The organism is Rubellimicrobium mesophilum DSM 19309, assembly GCF_000600335.2.
GTDB lineage: Bacteria > Pseudomonadota > Alphaproteobacteria > Rhodobacterales > Rhodobacteraceae > Rubellimicrobium > Rubellimicrobium mesophilum.
In genome coordinates this window covers 39,398-53,581 of the sequence record NZ_KK088570.1, presented here as the reverse complement: position 1 = coordinate 53,581, position 14,184 = coordinate 39,398, and the positions used below count along the sequence as shown (strand labels likewise).

Here is a 14,184-nt window from a genome sequence, read left to right as displayed (position 1 = left end):
CGCCGAACTGGCGGCGAGAGGCGGCCTCTACTCACGGCTCGCCACGGCCTGAGCGGCTCCGGGGGCGGCCGCGGCCAGTCCAGGCCGGGGGGACGCGTGGTGCCGTCGCCGGAGCTGCGGGTCGGGCCGGCCGGCGGCGCGCGCCGGATCCTCGACCGGTGAGGGCGGGCTTGGCCGGGCCCGACAGCACGAAGCCCCCGTGCCTTGCGGCAACGGGGGCTTCGGATTGTCTGTTCCGCGAACCAGCGAGGCGCGGCTTTCGCCGTCTCTCGTCAGTTCGCTCGAGTTTGGTTGCGGGGGCCCGCTTTGGTCACTGGTTGCAGTTGGGACGCGCGAGCAACCTTTAAGCTTCGAGCAGCGAGTTTCGACGAATCTTAGGAATCTTCGTGAGGTCTAACTGATATTTGGCCCCTCATCGGAGTCGCTGAATAACGAGCCCGGACCGTGCTGCCCAGTCAGACAGCCCGCTGAACTACAGCATCGGCGTGCCGCCGTTGACGGCGATGGTGGCGCCCGAGGTGTAGCTCGACAGCGGGTCGGCCAGCATGACGTAGGCGGTGGCGAGTTCGGCGGGCTGGCCCGGCCGCTTCATGGGCGACTGCTGGCCGAAGGTCCTCACCTTCTCGGGTGGCATGGTGGACGGGATAAGCGGCGTCCAGACCGGCCCCGGTGCTACGCAGTTCACGCGGATGCCCTTCTCGGCCAAGAGCTGGGCGAGACCGGCCGTGAAGTTGTGGATCGCCCCCTTGGTGGTGGCGTAGGCGAGGAGCTCGGGGCTCGGCTTGTCGGCGTTGATCGAGGTCGTGTTGATGATCGAGGAGCCCGGTTTCATGTGCGGCACGGCGGCTTTGGCCAAGTAGAACATCGCGTGGATGTTCACGCGGAATGTGAGCTCCCATTCCTCCTCCGGGATCTCGGAGATGTCCTGGAAGGTCTGCTGGTGGGCGGCGTTGTTGACGAGGATGTCGATGCCGCCGAGCTCGGAGACCGCGCGGTCGATGATGGCGCGGCAATGCGCGGCGTGCTGGATGTCGCCGGGCAGGACCACGGCCTTGCGGCCCGCCTCCTCCACGAGCCGGCGCGTCTCCTCGGCCTCCTCGTGCTCGTCGAGGTAGGAGATCAGCACGTCCGCCCCCTCGCGCGCAAACGCCAGCGCCACGGCGCGCCCGATGCCGCTGTCGGCGCCGGTGATGACCGCCTTGAGGCCTTGGAGCTTGCCCGAGCCGCGATAGCTCTCCTCGCCATGGTCCGGGCGCGGCTGCATCTGGTCGGTCCGCCCCGGCATGGGCTGCTGCTGCTCGGGGAACGGGGGAGTGGGATAGTCCTTCATGGGAGCCTCCGGCGGCCTTGGGGGAATGGACTGTCGAACGGGCCGGCGGACGGGTTGTTCCCCGGGACGTCGAGGTCCCCGGCCCGCCTCCATGTGCCAAGGAACAGCGAAGGGGTCGCCGAGTTTTCCCCGCTCAAGGGCAAGCGGAGCGGACCAGAACATGCGACCCGGATCACCCGAGCGGACCGAACGGCGGCATCCGGTGGGGGCCGAGCCCCTGGCCTCGGGCGTCCATTTCCGCGTCTGGGCGCCCGATCACAAGGAGGTCACGCTGGTGACGCCGGACGGGCCTGACCGCCCGATGGAGGCGGAGGACGGGGGCTTCTTCGCCCTGTTCGTGCCCGGGCTGGAGGTCGACTCGCTCTACCGCTTCCGCCTGAGCGGCGACAAAACTATCCGCCCCGACCCGGCCTCGCGCTTCCAGCCCGACGGCCCGGACGGCTGGTCGCAGGTCGTAGACCCCGGGGAGTTCGCCTGGACCGATGAGGGATGGGCGGGGCTCACCCTTCCCGGACAAGCCTTCTACGAGATGCACATCGGCACCTTTACCGAGGAGGGCACCTGGGCCGCGGCGGCCCGCGAGTTGCCTCGCCTGCGCGAGCTGGGGATCACGGCTGTCGAGATCATGCCGGTGGCCGACTTCTCTGGACGCTTCGGCTGGGGCTACGACGGGGTGTGCCCCTTCGCGCCGACACGGCTCTACGGGACGCCGGACGACATGCGGCGCTTCGTCGACGCGGCGCACGCACTCGGGCTGGGGGTGATCCTCGACGTGGTGTTCAACCACCTCGGCACCGAGGGGAACCACATTCCCGCCTTCGGCAAGGCCTTCGTGTCGGAGCGGCACATGACCGACTGGGGGGCGGAGCTCAACTTCGACGGCCCAGGGTCCGAGGCGGTGCGGGCCTTTGTTCTCGCCAACGTGGCTCACTGGATCGAGGAGTACCACGTGGACGGTTTCCGCGTGGACGCCACACAAAACATCACCGACGAGTCTCCGACACACATTCTGGCCGAGATCACGCGCACCGCCCGCGCGGCCGCGGGCGCCAAGCCCATTCTGATCGTGGGCGAGAACGAGCCGCAGGACACGCGCCTCGTCCGCCCGCTCGACCGGGGCGGGCATGGCATGGATGCGGTCTGGGCGGACGACATCCACCACTCGGCCTTTGTGGCGCTCACGGGGCGCGGGGGCGCCTACATGAGCGACTACTCGGGTGGGCCGCAGGAACTGATCTCGGCCTTCCGCCGGGGCTATTTGTTCCAGGGGCAGGGCTATTCGTGGCACGACACGGGGCGGGGCACGCCGGGGCTGGACCTCGGATCGCACCGCTTCGTGGCCTACCTCGAGAACCACGACCAGATCGCCAACACCGGCCCAGGGCTGCGGCTGCATCAGCGCACGAGCCCCGGGCGCTTCCGCGCGATGACCGCGCTCCTGTGCCTTGCGCCCACGACGCCCATGCTGTTCCAGGGGCAAGAGACGGGGAGCGAACGGCCCTTCACCTACTTCCTCGACTCGAGTCCTGCTCTGCGCGAGGAAGTCCGGCAGGGACGGATCGAGTCCATGGGCCAGTTCAAGGGCCTGGCCTCGCCCGAGATGCGCGACCGCCTGCCCGACCCGGCCGACGAAACCGTGTTCCGCGCCTGCAAGCTGCGCCCGCCCGCGACCGAGCGGGAGCGACAGGTCGAGGCACTGCACCGCGACCTCCTGCGGCTGCGGCGCGAGGATCCGGCGATCCGGCCACGTGAGGGAACCGTGACCGAGGGCGCCGTGATCGGGCCGGAGGCGTTCCTCCTGCGGTTCTTCGGATCGGAGGGGCCGGGCGGCGGGGACGACCGGCTGCTTCTGGTGAACCTGGGACCCGACCTGCGGCTTCGGAGCCTGGCCGAGCCGCTCGTCGCACCAACGGCGAAGGGGCCGTGGACTGTTCTCTGGTCGAGCGAGCATCCCGACTATGGCGGCCTGGGGACACCCCCTGTCATTGAGAAAAACTTGACGCTGTTCCTGCCCGGCCATGCGGCCGTGCTCCTCGCGCCCTCCTCCGCAAAACGGCCCTGACCTCGGGCTTCTGTGGCCCAGCATTGAGGCGCTCCGAGAAGAGGCATCCGCCGTTAGGCATCTGCTGGTGGCCAGGACCTGTGGAGACCTTAAGGAACAGTTAGCTATCTCCACGTGGACCTGATGGTGTTCTCGGCCATCTTGGGTCCTATGCGGATGGGGACGAAGTACAACAACAAGATTCGGACCTCGTCGGTGCGGCGCACAATACTGGTATCGACACATTCGGTCCCGACCTGCTGGGCCGGCCGGAGCGAACGCCTACTTGGACGCCGTTAGGCGCCGAGTCCGTCCTACAAACCTCCACATCGCCCTGTCCCTTTCGAAGGAGCCTCCGATGAGCCGTCTTGTTGTGGCCTCGAACAGGACCGCCACCCCGGGCGAGGAGCGTGCGGGCGGCCTGGCTGTCGCCCTCTGGGACGCCCTGGCCGAGCGTGGTGGTGGCCTGTGGTTCGGCTGGTCGGGCGAGACGGCCGAGCGCGAGACGCGCGGGGTCCGCGTCGTCACCGAGGACAACGTCGAGTTCGCCTTGGCCGACCTCACGGAAGCCGAGCACGAGGGTTACTACCTGGGCTACGCCAACCGGGCGCTCTGGCCGGTGTTCCACTACCGCATCGACCTGGCGCGGTTCGACGACGCCGACTGGGACGCCTATGCGGGCGTCAACCGGCGGTTCGGCCGGTTACTCCACCAACTCCTCCGCCGCGAGGATCTCGTCTGGGTCCACGACTACCACTTCCTCCTGCTGGGCCAGGAACTGCGCAACAACGGCTGGCAAGGCCCGCTGGGCTTCTTTCTCCACATCCCCTTCCCGCCCTCCGAGGTCTTCTCGGCGCTGCCCCAGCACCAGAGGATCGCGCGCGGGCTGGCCGAGTTCGACCTCCTGGGCTTCCAGACGCAGCGCGACGTCCGCAACTTCTGCCGCTACATGGTCGAGCAGAACGGGGCCGAGGCGCTGCCCGATGGGCACCTCCGCGCCTTCGGCCGGACCATCCGGGCCGAAGCCTTCCCCATCGGCATCGATGCCCAGGAGTTCCGCTCCTTTACCGAGGCCGACGAGGCTCGCAGGGCCGTGGAACGTGTCCAGCGCTTCATCGGCGATCGCGCCCTGGTGATCGGCGCGGACCGGATGGATTACTCCAAGGGCTTGCCGCAGCGGCTCAAAGCCTTCGGGCGCCTCCTCGACGACTACGAGGACCTGCGAGGCCGGGTGAACCTTCTGCAGATCGCACCTCCTTCGCGCGAGACCGTCGGCGCCTATCGCGACCTGCGGGAGGAACTCGACCGCCTCACCGGCCGGGTGAACGGCGACTACTCAGATCTCGACTACTCGCCGGTCCGCTACCTCGCCCGCGGCTACTCGCGGGAGGTGCTGGCGGGGCTCTACCGTCTGGCCCGCGTAGGGCTCGTCACGCCGCTCCACGACGGCATGAACCTCGTCGCCAAAGAATACGTCGCCGCGCAGGACCCGGAGGATCCCGGCGTGCTGGTCCTGTCGGAGTTTGCCGGTGCTGCCGAACGAATGCCCACCGCCCTGCTCGTGAACCCCCACGACATAGGCGGCGTCGCGGACGCGATCAGGCGGGCGCTGGAGATGTCGCGGGACGAGCGGGTGGAACGCTGGCGTGCCCTGGATGCCGAGGTGCGGACCAACGACATCGCGGCCTGGCGCCGGAGCTTTCTGGGCGCTCTCGAGAGAACAGTCGGAGGCAAGGAATGACCCTCGGCGACCTTGAGGGCTTCCGGCTTGGTCCCGGCGATGCCCTCTTCCTCGACTTCGACGGCACCCTCGCGGAGATCGGTCCAGACCCGGACGCAATATGGCTGCCCGAACCGACCTGCCGGGATCTAGAGCGGCTGGGACGCCGCCTCGGAGGAGCGCTCGCCATCCTCTCGGGCCGTGACCTGCGCGACCTGGCCCGGCGCACCCCAGCCGAGGTCTGGCGCCTGGGTGGCCACGGCCTCGAGGTCCTGCCGCCGGGCATGGAGCCGCCGCCCTCGGCCGCCCGCGTGCCCGAAGCCGTGCTTGCGGCGCTCGCCAATGTGGCGAGGCGCCCAGGCGTGCGGCTGGAGGTCAAGGGCCCGATGGTGGCGGTCCATTACCGCGCCGCGCCGGGGGAAGGTCCCGCCTGCGTCGCTGCCGCCGAGGCCGCGGCGCGGGCAGTGCCGGGCCATGTGGCCCAGGCGGGCAAGATGGTGGTGGAGGTGAAGCCCGAAGGCGCGCACAAGGGCACGGCGCTTCGGCGGCTGATGGGCGCTCCGCCCTTTGCGGGGCGCCGCCCGGTGATGATGGGGGACGACGCCACGGACGAGGACGCGATGAGCGCCGCCCTGGCGCTCGGCGGCGTGGCGATCAAGGTCGGAGCCGGCGAGACCGTGGCCTTCCTGCGCGCGCCGGATCCCAGAAGCGTCCGCTCCTGGCTCGAACGCGAGGCCTCGGCGGCGTGGTCCTTGGGTTGAGCTTTCCGGGCCATGCCTGACCCGTCCGGCCACCCGCCCTGACGCTTACGGCTCGCCGGTGACGATGGTCCAGACGACCGACCAGGGCCCGAGGGTCCCCCTCTCCCGGTCGACGTCCCCCTCGGTCCAGATGACCCGGCCCTCGCCCAGGTCGACCCGCTCGATGATCCTTGCCGACAGGTTGGCCACGAGAGCGAGCTTTCCTCCGTCGCCGAGCGGCCAGACCACGCGAACCGCGCCTTCCCCGAGCATTTCCCATGTGCCGGACTGGTGGAGAGTGTCGCCGAGCCGAGGGACGATTTGCTGGCGACGCGTCGCCAGCAAGCGTTGATAGTGCCCGAGGCGTGCCGCGTGCGGCTCGCGCGAGAGGGCTGTCCAGTCGAGCTTGGCGGATCGGAACGTCTCCTCTGCGATGGGATCAGGGATCCGCGACCGCGCTTCCTCGTCCTGAAGCTCGGGGAACCTCGCGAACTCGCCGCGCCGGCCCTCGCGCACGGCCTGGCCCAGCTCGTCGTGAAAGTCGCAGAAGAAGGGGAAGGGCTGGGAGGCGGCCCACTCCTCCCCATGAAGAGCATGGGGATCTGGGGCAGGAGAAGGCAGACTGCGGCGAGGGCGCGCACGGCTTCGGACGGCGCCAGACGGTCGATCCGGTCTCCGAAGGCGCGGTTGCCGACCTGGTCGTGGTTCTGCACGAAGGCCACGAAGGCCGAGAGCGGCAGATGAGCGCTGGGCTCGCCCCGCGGCTCCCCCCCGGTAGGGCATCATCTCGCCCTGGAAGGCGAAGCCCTCGGCCAAGGCGCGCGCGAGCCTCTCTGTGTCGCCCGTATAGTCTCCGTAATAGCCGGCAGCCTCCCCAGTGGCCGCCACGTGCAGCACGTGATGAGCATCGTCGTTCCATTGCGCCGTGTAGGTGCGGGGACGGCCATCCTCCGTCCGCTCCAGCCGGTGCGCCTCGTTCTCCTCGTTCTCGAGGATGAGGTGGATGTGGCGCTCTCGCCCGACCGTCCCGCGCACGCGCCGGGCCAACTCATCAAGGAGATGCTCCGGACTGTCGTCCACGATGGCGTGGACGGCATCAAGCCTGAGGCCGTCGAAGTGGAACTCTTCCAGCCAGTAGAGCGCGTTGTCGATCATGAAATCGCGCACAGGGCGACTCTGTGCCCCGTCGTAGTTGATCGCGTCGCCCCCAAGGAGTCTTGTGGCGTGAGGTGAAGAAGTCGGGGGCGTAGGCGCTGATGTAGTTCCCGTCCGGGCCGAAGTGGTTGTAGACCACGTCGAGGAAGACCATCACGCCCCTGGCGTGCGCCGCGTCCACGAGCGCCTTGAGGTCGTCCGGACGGCCGTAGGCCGCCGCCGGCGCGTAGAGCAGGACCCCATCGTAGCCCCAGTTGCGGGTTCCGGCGAAGTCCGCCACCGGCATCAGCTGGATGGCGGTGACGCCCAGGTCCACGAGGTGGTCCAAGCGCTCGACGACGGCGCGGAACGTACCCTCCGGGGTGAAGGTACCGACATGCAGCTCGTAGAGGACCGCTTCCTCCCAGGGCCGGCCGCGCCAGTCGGCACTCCCCCCAGGAGTAGCGGCCGGGATCGACGACCTCGCTCGGGCCGTGGACACCCTTCGGTTGGTGACGCGAGGCCGGATCGGGAACGCGCGTCCCATCCTCAAGTCTGAAGCGGTAGAGGGTGCCGGGGGCTGCCTCCGTCAGGACCTCGTGCCAGCCGTCTGCAAGAGCCTGCATCGCCAGCGGGTCCGCCCTGCCCTCGATCCCCAGAAGCAGCCGCATCTGGCCCGGAGCCCAGAGATGGAAGCGCACGCGCCCATCCTTCTGCATAACCGGGCCCCAACTTTGTGGACGGGCCAGTGTCGCGACTTGATCAACAGATTGGGAGAGGGCGGCACCCTGGAAAGGAGTGTCGAGGGTCATGAGGCCTCCGGGTGGCGAGGCCCTCCGAACCGGGGTGTCCTGGCAATGTTCCGATAGGATGAAGCTGACGTGGCGATACCTCGTCCCAGTCTGACTTCGACCGTGCCCTTGACCGAACCGAGATACGTTTAGACCGTCTCCACATAGACGTACTCGACGTCCGAGTAGCTGTCGGCGGCGAAGGCAAAGAGGAAGCGGGCTGGTGCGTCAGCATGCACGGCATTCAGCCTTCCCAAGCCGTAAGTGCATTGCCGGTCGCGGCGAAGGCTGCGGTGTTGTCGAAGATGCACCAACATACGCTGCCCCTGGCCGCGCGGAGACTAAGTCGGTCCATGAGGGTGTGGATCTCCGCGTCGTCGTAGGACGAGTAGTAGATCCTGGGCGAGCCATGCAGGCGGTAGTAGGTCAGGCCGGCCCAGCCGCCGGGCTGGTCGGCGCCTGGGACGGGAGGGGGGTCGGCCGCCACGCGCCCGATCCGGAGCCTGTCCAGCAGGCCTTCGACCTCCGGCATGAACCAGGACTGGTGACGCGGCTCGCAGGCGATCGGGCCCTCTGTTTGCCGCCTCAGGTCCTCAAGGAACCGGTCCGCCACCCCCGGCTCGAAGGCAAGGCTGGGGGGAAGCTGCACCAGAAGGGGACCCAGCTTCGATCCCAGTCCGCCCACCTCCAACAGGAACTGGTCCAGGGGCTCCCCGGCCGCCCGGAGCCGGTGCTCGTGGGTGATGGTCCTTGGCACCTTGACCGCGAACCGGAACGTCTGAGGCACCGACGCGGCCCACCGCTCGTAAGTGGTGCGGCGGTGCGGGCGGTAGAAGGACGAGTTGATCTCCACTGCCCCAAACACCTGCGCATAGCGCTCCAGATGACTGCCTTCGGCCGGAAAGGCGGCCGCGTGCTCCTTTGGGACACTCCATCCAGCCGTGCCGACGCGGATGTTGGGGATGGTCTCATGCGAAGGAGTGCTCTCCAGTGGCATTGCCACGGGTGGCTATTGCCCTTGGGAACGGGTCACACGATCGGCTCGTTCCCATATGCTTTGCGTCCTTCGGTCACTGTTGCTGCGCACCGAGATCCGCCGAACGCGCGAGACGGAGCGCGCCATACCTGCTAGCTCCAACATACGCCGCCCCGCTGCGAGCCTGCCGCATCCTGAGGAGCCCTTCGTGCCTGACATCCGCCCCCACGCCCAGCGCGCCCGCGTGGCCTACCTGACCATGGAGATCGGGCTCCGCGCCGAGATGCACACCTACTCGGGCGGGCTTGGCATCCTCGCAGGCGACATCGCCCGCTCGGCGGCGGATCTCGGGCTCCCTATGGTCTTCGTGACCCTCGCGAGCCGCGAGGGCTACCTGCGCCAGGGTCTCGACCGCGAGGGGCGGCAGGTGGACCACACCGACCCGTGGGAGCCCTCCGACTGGGCCATGCCGCTGGACGAGACGGTTAAGATCGAGCTCGAAGGTCGCCCGGTTCACATCCGCGCCTGGCTCTTCGAGGTTGTTTCGCCCCTTGGGGGCGCCGTGCCCGTCCTGCTTCTCGACACCGACCTCCCGCAGAACGACCCGCGCGACCGCACCATCACCGGTCGCCTCTACGGCGGGGCCGAGCCGGAGCGCATCAAGCAGGAAGCCGTGCTGGGCTTTGGCGCCGACCTCGTGCTACGCACCTTGGGCTTTCGTGTCGAGAGCTACCACCTGAACGAGGGACACGCCGCCTTCCTGCCGCTGGCGCGTCTGCTGCGCCGCCGGGACGAGGCCTCGCCGGGAGCGGCACCAAAGGACCCTGCTGGTCAGGGCGACACGGCCTCGGACATTGAGGCCGTGCGCCAGGCTTGCGTCTTCACCACCCACACCCCCGTGGAGGCGGGCCACGACCGCTTCGACTACGCCGACGTGGAGCGCATCCTGGGCGACCTTGCGCCCGTGGACGTGCTCAAGCCTCTCGCTGGGCCCGAGGTCCTGAACATGACGCATCTGGCGCTGTCGCTCAGCCGGTACGTCAACGGCGTGGCGAAGCGCCATGGCGAGGTGGCCAGCGCCCTTTATCCGGCCTACCGCGTTCATGCGATCACCAATGGGGTGCATCTTGGGCAGTGGGCGCACCCGGCGCTCGCGCGCCTCTTCGACGCCCGCCTGCCCGGCTGGCGCGAGACGCCCGAGACGCTCCATCACGCCGACTACTTGGACCCAGAGGAACTCCGCGCGGCGCGCCGGGAGGCCAAGTCCGCGCTCCTCGCTGAGATCAAGGCGCGCACGGGCCAAGAGCTCGATCCCACCCTCCCCCTCTTCGGCTTTGCCCGCCGGATGACCGGCTACAAGCGGCCTGATCTCCTCTTCTCGGACCTGGACCGCCTCCGCGCCATCGCGAGGGGCTACCCGTTCCAGGTCGTCATGGCCGGCAAGGCGCACCCCAAGGACGCGGCCGGCAAGGAGGGGATCGGCCGCATTGCCGAAGCGGCCCAAGCGCTCGCGGGCGAGGTCCCGGTGGTGTTCGTGCCCGGCTACGACATGGCGCTCGCGGCCCACCTCGTGGGTGGCTCGGATGTGTGGCTCAACACCCCGGTCCCGCCGCTGGAAGCCTCGGGCACCTCTGGCATGAAGGCCGCGCTCAACGGCGGGCTCAACCTGAGCATCCTTGATGGCTGGTGGGTGGAGGGCTGGGAGGAAGGCGTGACCGGCTGGGCCGTGGACGCGCCCGGCGAGGACGAGCCGGTGGGAGTGGCCGGCCAAACCATGGCGCAGGCCTCAGCGCCACTCAGCGCCGTGCCGGCGTTGGCGGCCGAGGGCGACGGCTTTCTGCCCCTCGAGGAGGCGGCGCAGGACGGCCCCGAGACCCACGCCGCCCGGCTCTATGACAAGCTCGAGCAGGTGGTCCTGCCGCTCTGGCACGAGAACCCCGAGGGCTGGGCACGCATGATGCGTCAGGCCATCGCTCGCGTGGCCCCCGTGTTCAACAGCCACGCCATGATGCGCCGCTACACGAGGGAGGCTTACCGGTGGTGAGAGAGGGACAGAGCTCCGGCACCTATGTCCCGTTCGCGAGTTCGCAGACAGCTTAATTGCGTCGCTGGCGCACGGCCTGATGGTCCCAAGCCCTGTTTCCGAGGGGCTCTCAACTGAGGTATGACGCCAGCCAGCGGCGGGGCGATGCTTAGTTGGACCAACTACAGGTGCTCAAAGGTGCATCTGACAATCGGATGTATTCTAGCCGGCACAAGACGCTCCTGAGAGGTCAACGAACATACGTACGCTGATTGCAGCGGCACTAGGTCCCTCGGTACGGATAATACGTGCGGCGTCATTGATTGACCTGAGCCCATGAGCGTGTGCCGATGGAGGTGATGCGGTCGGGCTGAGCGATGAGCCAGTTCCAAGCGTCGCAGCAGGCGTCGACGACGGCGTTGTAGGTCTCGAAGACGCGGTTGCTGAGCTTGTTGCTGCGCAGATAGGCCCAGACATTTTCGACTGGGTTCAGCTCGGGGCTATAGGGCGGCAGGTGAAGGAGGGTGATGTTCTGGGGCACGTTCAGCCGCCTACCGGGTTGGTGCCAGCCAGCCCCGTCGATCACGAGCACGGCGTGCGCCTCCGGCGCGACGCAGGCGCTGATCTCGGCAAGGTGCAGGTTCATCATCTCAACGTTGGCGGCCGGCAGCACCAGCGCCGTGCCCGTGCCGCGTGCGGGGCAGATCGCGCCGAACAGGTAGGCCCAGGAATAGCGCTGGTCGCGGGGCGCGACCGGGCGCGAGCCGCGCTCGGCCCAAACACGGGTGAGCGTGCCCTGCTGGCCAATACGCGCTTCGTCCTGCCACCAGAGCTCGATCGGCTTCCCACGAGCCTGTTCCGGCAGCCGCTCGTCTACGAGGGCGGCAAAGCTTGCCTGAAAGACGCCTGCGCCGCAGCGTCGTGGCCGGGATGGCGAGGACGCGCCACCAGCCGCCGGAACCCAAGCCGCCGGAGCACGTCGCCCACGCTGCGCTCGGCGAGCACCACCCCGAACCGGGCCTCGATCACGCGGGCCAGATCGGCACGCCGCCAGCGGACCACCCCGTGCTCGGCCAAGTCGGGACCACGCCGGACCCACTCGGCAACCTCCGCCTCCTGCTCGGGCGAGAGCCGTCGTTTGGGGCCAACTGCTCCCTGCCGGTCGGAGAGCCCGACCAAACCTTCCGCGTTGTAACGGTGAACCCAGTCGCGAAGCGTCTGACGGTCCATGCCAGCCGCCTGCGCACGCGAACTGCCCTCCAGCACCAAGGCAAGGGCCAACATCCGTCGCGCCGCTGCCGCATCACGCGACCGCCCCGCTGCCCGCCGCAGACCGGCCGCATCCAAGTCCCGCCGCACAATCTCAATCGCTGCCATCAGAGCCTCCGCCATCCAACGCAGAGGCCCCGAATCATGCTACCGTCACGCCCACAACCCCGGACGAGTCAGACAATCGCGCCGGGCGTATAAGAGACCTGCTTCTCGTCAAAGACGGGTTTGGGTTCACAAGTGGTTATGAGGTCGGCATGTCTTACACTAAGTTAGACGGGCTACGAACCCGGACTCTGCTCTGCCGACATGCGGTGGGTATCGGTTTGCCCCTGCTAACCCGTGCCCAGCCCCCAGACGGCCGCGATCATCAGCGTCCCGACGACTAGGACTAACACCGACAGGGGCAGGCCCAGCTTCCAGTAGTCGCCGAAGCGATAGCCGCCCGGGCCCATGACAAGCGTATTGCACTGGTGCCCGATGGGCGTGAGAAAGTCGCAGGCCGCCCCGACAGCCACCGCCATGAGGAAGGGGTCGGGGTTGAGGCTGAGGCGCTGGGCGAGGTTCCCGGCGATGGGGGCCATGACCAGCACCGTCGCGGCGTTGTTGAGAAAGGGCGTCACTGCCATCGCTAGAGCGATCATCAGCCCCAGCGCGGCCAGGGGCGGCAGACTTCCCGCCACCTGTTGGAGCCCGGCCGCAATCAGGTCGGTGCCGCCGGTCGCTTGGATGGCGTTGCTCACCGGGATCAGCGCGGCCAGAAGCACGATCACCGGCCATTCGACGGCCTCGTAAGCCTCCTCGGTGGTCATGATCCGCAGGAGCATCATGGCCGCCGCCGCACCCGCGAAGGCCACCGCCACGGGAACGAGGTGCGTCGCGACGAGGATCATCGCCAGAGCCAGGATGATGATGGGGAGCCAGCTGCGCTTGCGGCGGCCGAGGGCCATGTCGCGCTCGCTCAAGGGTAGAACATGGAGGTGACCGAGAGACTCCGCCAGACGCTCCCTCGGGGCCTTGAGGATCAGGACGTCGCCAACTTCGAAACGCAGGCGGCGGAGCCGCCGGGTCATGCGCTGGCCCGTGCGGCTCACGGCCAAGAGGCTCAACCCGTGCTCGCGCCAGAGCTGGGTCTCCGCCGGAGTTCGGCCGACCAGGGAAGAGTCCGCCGTGACCACGCCCTCCACCACAAGGCTGTCGCCATCGGACTCGTCCTCGGCGACCTCCTCGCCCGCGAGGCGCAGCCGCGCCCGGGCCACGACGCGCTCGAGGTCGCCGGGCTCCCCGGTCAGCAGGAGCACGTCGTCGGCCTCGATCCGCCAGTCGGGACGGGCGCGTAGCGGCGGAAGCGCTCCCGGATGACGGTAGTCACGCGGAGGCCCTCCTCGCCCAGCGCCTCCAGCTCGGCGACCGTGCGCCCGACGAAGGGGGAAGTCTCGGGCACCCGCGCCTCGGTTGAGTATTCCTCGATGTTGAAGGCGGCCTCCATCGACGTCCCGGCGGCGCGACGGCGGCCGGGAGGAGGCGGTAGGCGAAGGACAGGAAGACCACGCCGCTCAGGGCGATGACGATGCCCACCGGCGTGTAGTCGAACATCCCGAACGGCTTGCCCAGCAGTTCCTCGCGCACCTTGGAGACGAGGATGTTGGGCGAGGTGCCGACCAGCGTCACGAGGCCTCCGATCAGCGAGCCGAAGGACATGGGCATGAGGAGGTAGGACAAGGGCGTGCCGGTGCGGCGCGACACCTGCGCCGCCACGGGCATGATCATCGCAAGCGCGCCCACGTTCTTCGTCACCATCGACAGGGCCGTCACAGCCCCCGCAAGGACAGGCACCTGAGTCTGGGGACCTCGGAGATGCCGCAGGAGCGGTCGCATCGCGGTCTCGATCGCGCCCGAGCGCGCGATGGCTGCTGAGACGACGAGCGCGGTGGCGACGATGATGACCACGTCGTCGCCAAAGCCCGAGAAGGCCTCGTCGGCGGGAATGATGCCCAGGACCACTCCGGCAATGAGGGCCAGCACGGCAACGAGATCATAGGCCCATCGTCCCCAGACAAAGAGCCCGATGGTCACTGCCATGAGCCCGAAGGCCAGTGCCTGGTCGAGCGTCACCTGTGTCTCCCTGTCCCAGCGTTCCGGAACCTCCTCCGAGCACCG

At 68.6% G+C, this 14,184-nt stretch carries 11 protein-coding genes; 4 read left to right on the top strand and 7 right to left on the bottom strand.

Annotated elements, in window-relative coordinates; genetic code table 11:
* Positions 1-472: 472 nt before the first annotated feature.
* Positions 473-1,330, bottom strand: coding sequence for an SDR family oxidoreductase (locus RUMESO_RS10710; protein ID WP_037280141.1), 858 nt, complete (start codon positions 1,328-1,330; stop codon positions 473-475).
* A gap of 160 nt (positions 1,331-1,490) precedes the next feature.
* On the opposite strand from RUMESO_RS10710, the gene treZ reads away from it, so the two are divergent.
* The 3 genes from treZ to otsB all read left to right on the top strand — a co-directional run bounded on the left by treZ (position 1,491) and on the right by otsB (position 5,852).
* Entirely contained in the window at positions 1,491-3,392 is a 1,902-nt protein-coding gene (treZ, locus tag RUMESO_RS10705) for a malto-oligosyltrehalose trehalohydrolase (RefSeq protein WP_037280139.1), read from the top strand.
* Positions 3,393-3,729: 337 nt separating this feature from the next.
* Positions 3,730-5,112 carry an alpha,alpha-trehalose-phosphate synthase (UDP-forming) gene (locus tag RUMESO_RS10700; RefSeq protein ID WP_037280137.1) on the top strand — a complete coding sequence of 461 codons (1,383 nt, stop codon included), beginning with the start codon at positions 3,730-3,732 and terminating at the stop codon, positions 5,110-5,112.
* Positions 5,109-5,852 carry a trehalose-phosphatase gene (otsB, locus tag RUMESO_RS10695; RefSeq protein ID WP_037280135.1) on the top strand — a complete coding sequence of 248 codons (744 nt, stop codon included), beginning with the start codon at positions 5,109-5,111 and terminating at the stop codon, positions 5,850-5,852. The genes RUMESO_RS10700 and otsB overlap by 4 nt, the downstream gene beginning before the upstream one ends.
* A 45-nt stretch (positions 5,853-5,897) precedes the next feature.
* Here otsB and RUMESO_RS26370 read toward each other — a convergent pair whose 3' ends face one another.
* The 3 genes from RUMESO_RS26370 to RUMESO_RS10685 all read right to left on the bottom strand — a co-directional run bounded on the left by RUMESO_RS26370 (position 5,898) and on the right by RUMESO_RS10685 (position 8,753).
* On the bottom strand, positions 5,898-6,998 hold the full coding sequence (locus tag RUMESO_RS26370) for a DUF3459 domain-containing protein (protein WP_211262860.1): 1,101 nt from the start codon (positions 6,996-6,998) through the stop codon (positions 5,898-5,900).
* On the bottom strand, positions 6,928-7,467 hold the full coding sequence (locus tag RUMESO_RS26365; protein ID WP_211262859.1) for an alpha-amylase family glycosyl hydrolase: 540 nt from the start codon (positions 7,465-7,467) through the stop codon (positions 6,928-6,930). Before RUMESO_RS26365 ends, RUMESO_RS26370 begins: the two co-directional genes overlap by 71 nt.
* Before the next feature lie 533 nt (positions 7,468-8,000).
* The gene (locus tag RUMESO_RS10685; protein WP_051521228.1) at positions 8,001-8,753 is read right to left on the bottom strand and encodes a DUF72 domain-containing protein; all 753 of its coding nucleotides are present in this window, start codon (positions 8,751-8,753) and stop codon (positions 8,001-8,003) included.
* Positions 8,754-8,940: 187 nt separating this feature from the next.
* On the opposite strand from RUMESO_RS10685, the gene glgP reads away from it, so the two are divergent.
* Positions 8,941-10,776, top strand: coding sequence for an alpha-glucan family phosphorylase (gene glgP / locus RUMESO_RS10680; RefSeq protein ID WP_245639232.1), 1,836 nt, complete (start codon positions 8,941-8,943; stop codon positions 10,774-10,776).
* Positions 10,777-11,071: 295 nt separating this feature from the next.
* On the opposite strand, the gene RUMESO_RS24160 is transcribed toward glgP, so the two are convergent.
* The 3 genes from RUMESO_RS24160 to RUMESO_RS27130 all read right to left on the bottom strand — a co-directional run bounded on the left by RUMESO_RS24160 (position 11,072) and on the right by RUMESO_RS27130 (position 14,139).
* Positions 11,072-12,132, bottom strand: a protein-coding gene (locus RUMESO_RS24160; RefSeq protein ID WP_156362868.1) for an IS630 family transposase whose coding sequence is annotated in 2 segments (ribosomal slippage) — positions 11,072-11,649 and positions 11,649-12,132 — 1,062 coding nt in all. Because the reading frame shifts where the segments join, the coding sequence is not laid out codon by codon here.
* Positions 12,133-12,359: 227 nt separating this feature from the next.
* On the bottom strand, positions 12,360-13,325 hold the full coding sequence (locus RUMESO_RS27135; protein ID WP_245639231.1) for an SLC13 family permease: 966 nt from the start codon (positions 13,323-13,325) through the stop codon (positions 12,360-12,362).
* Between the two features lie 67 nt (positions 13,326-13,392).
* The gene (locus tag RUMESO_RS27130; RefSeq protein ID WP_245639230.1) at positions 13,393-14,139 is read right to left on the bottom strand and encodes an SLC13 family permease; all 747 of its coding nucleotides are present in this window, start codon (positions 14,137-14,139) and stop codon (positions 13,393-13,395) included.
* Positions 14,140-14,184: the final 45 nt, after the last annotated feature.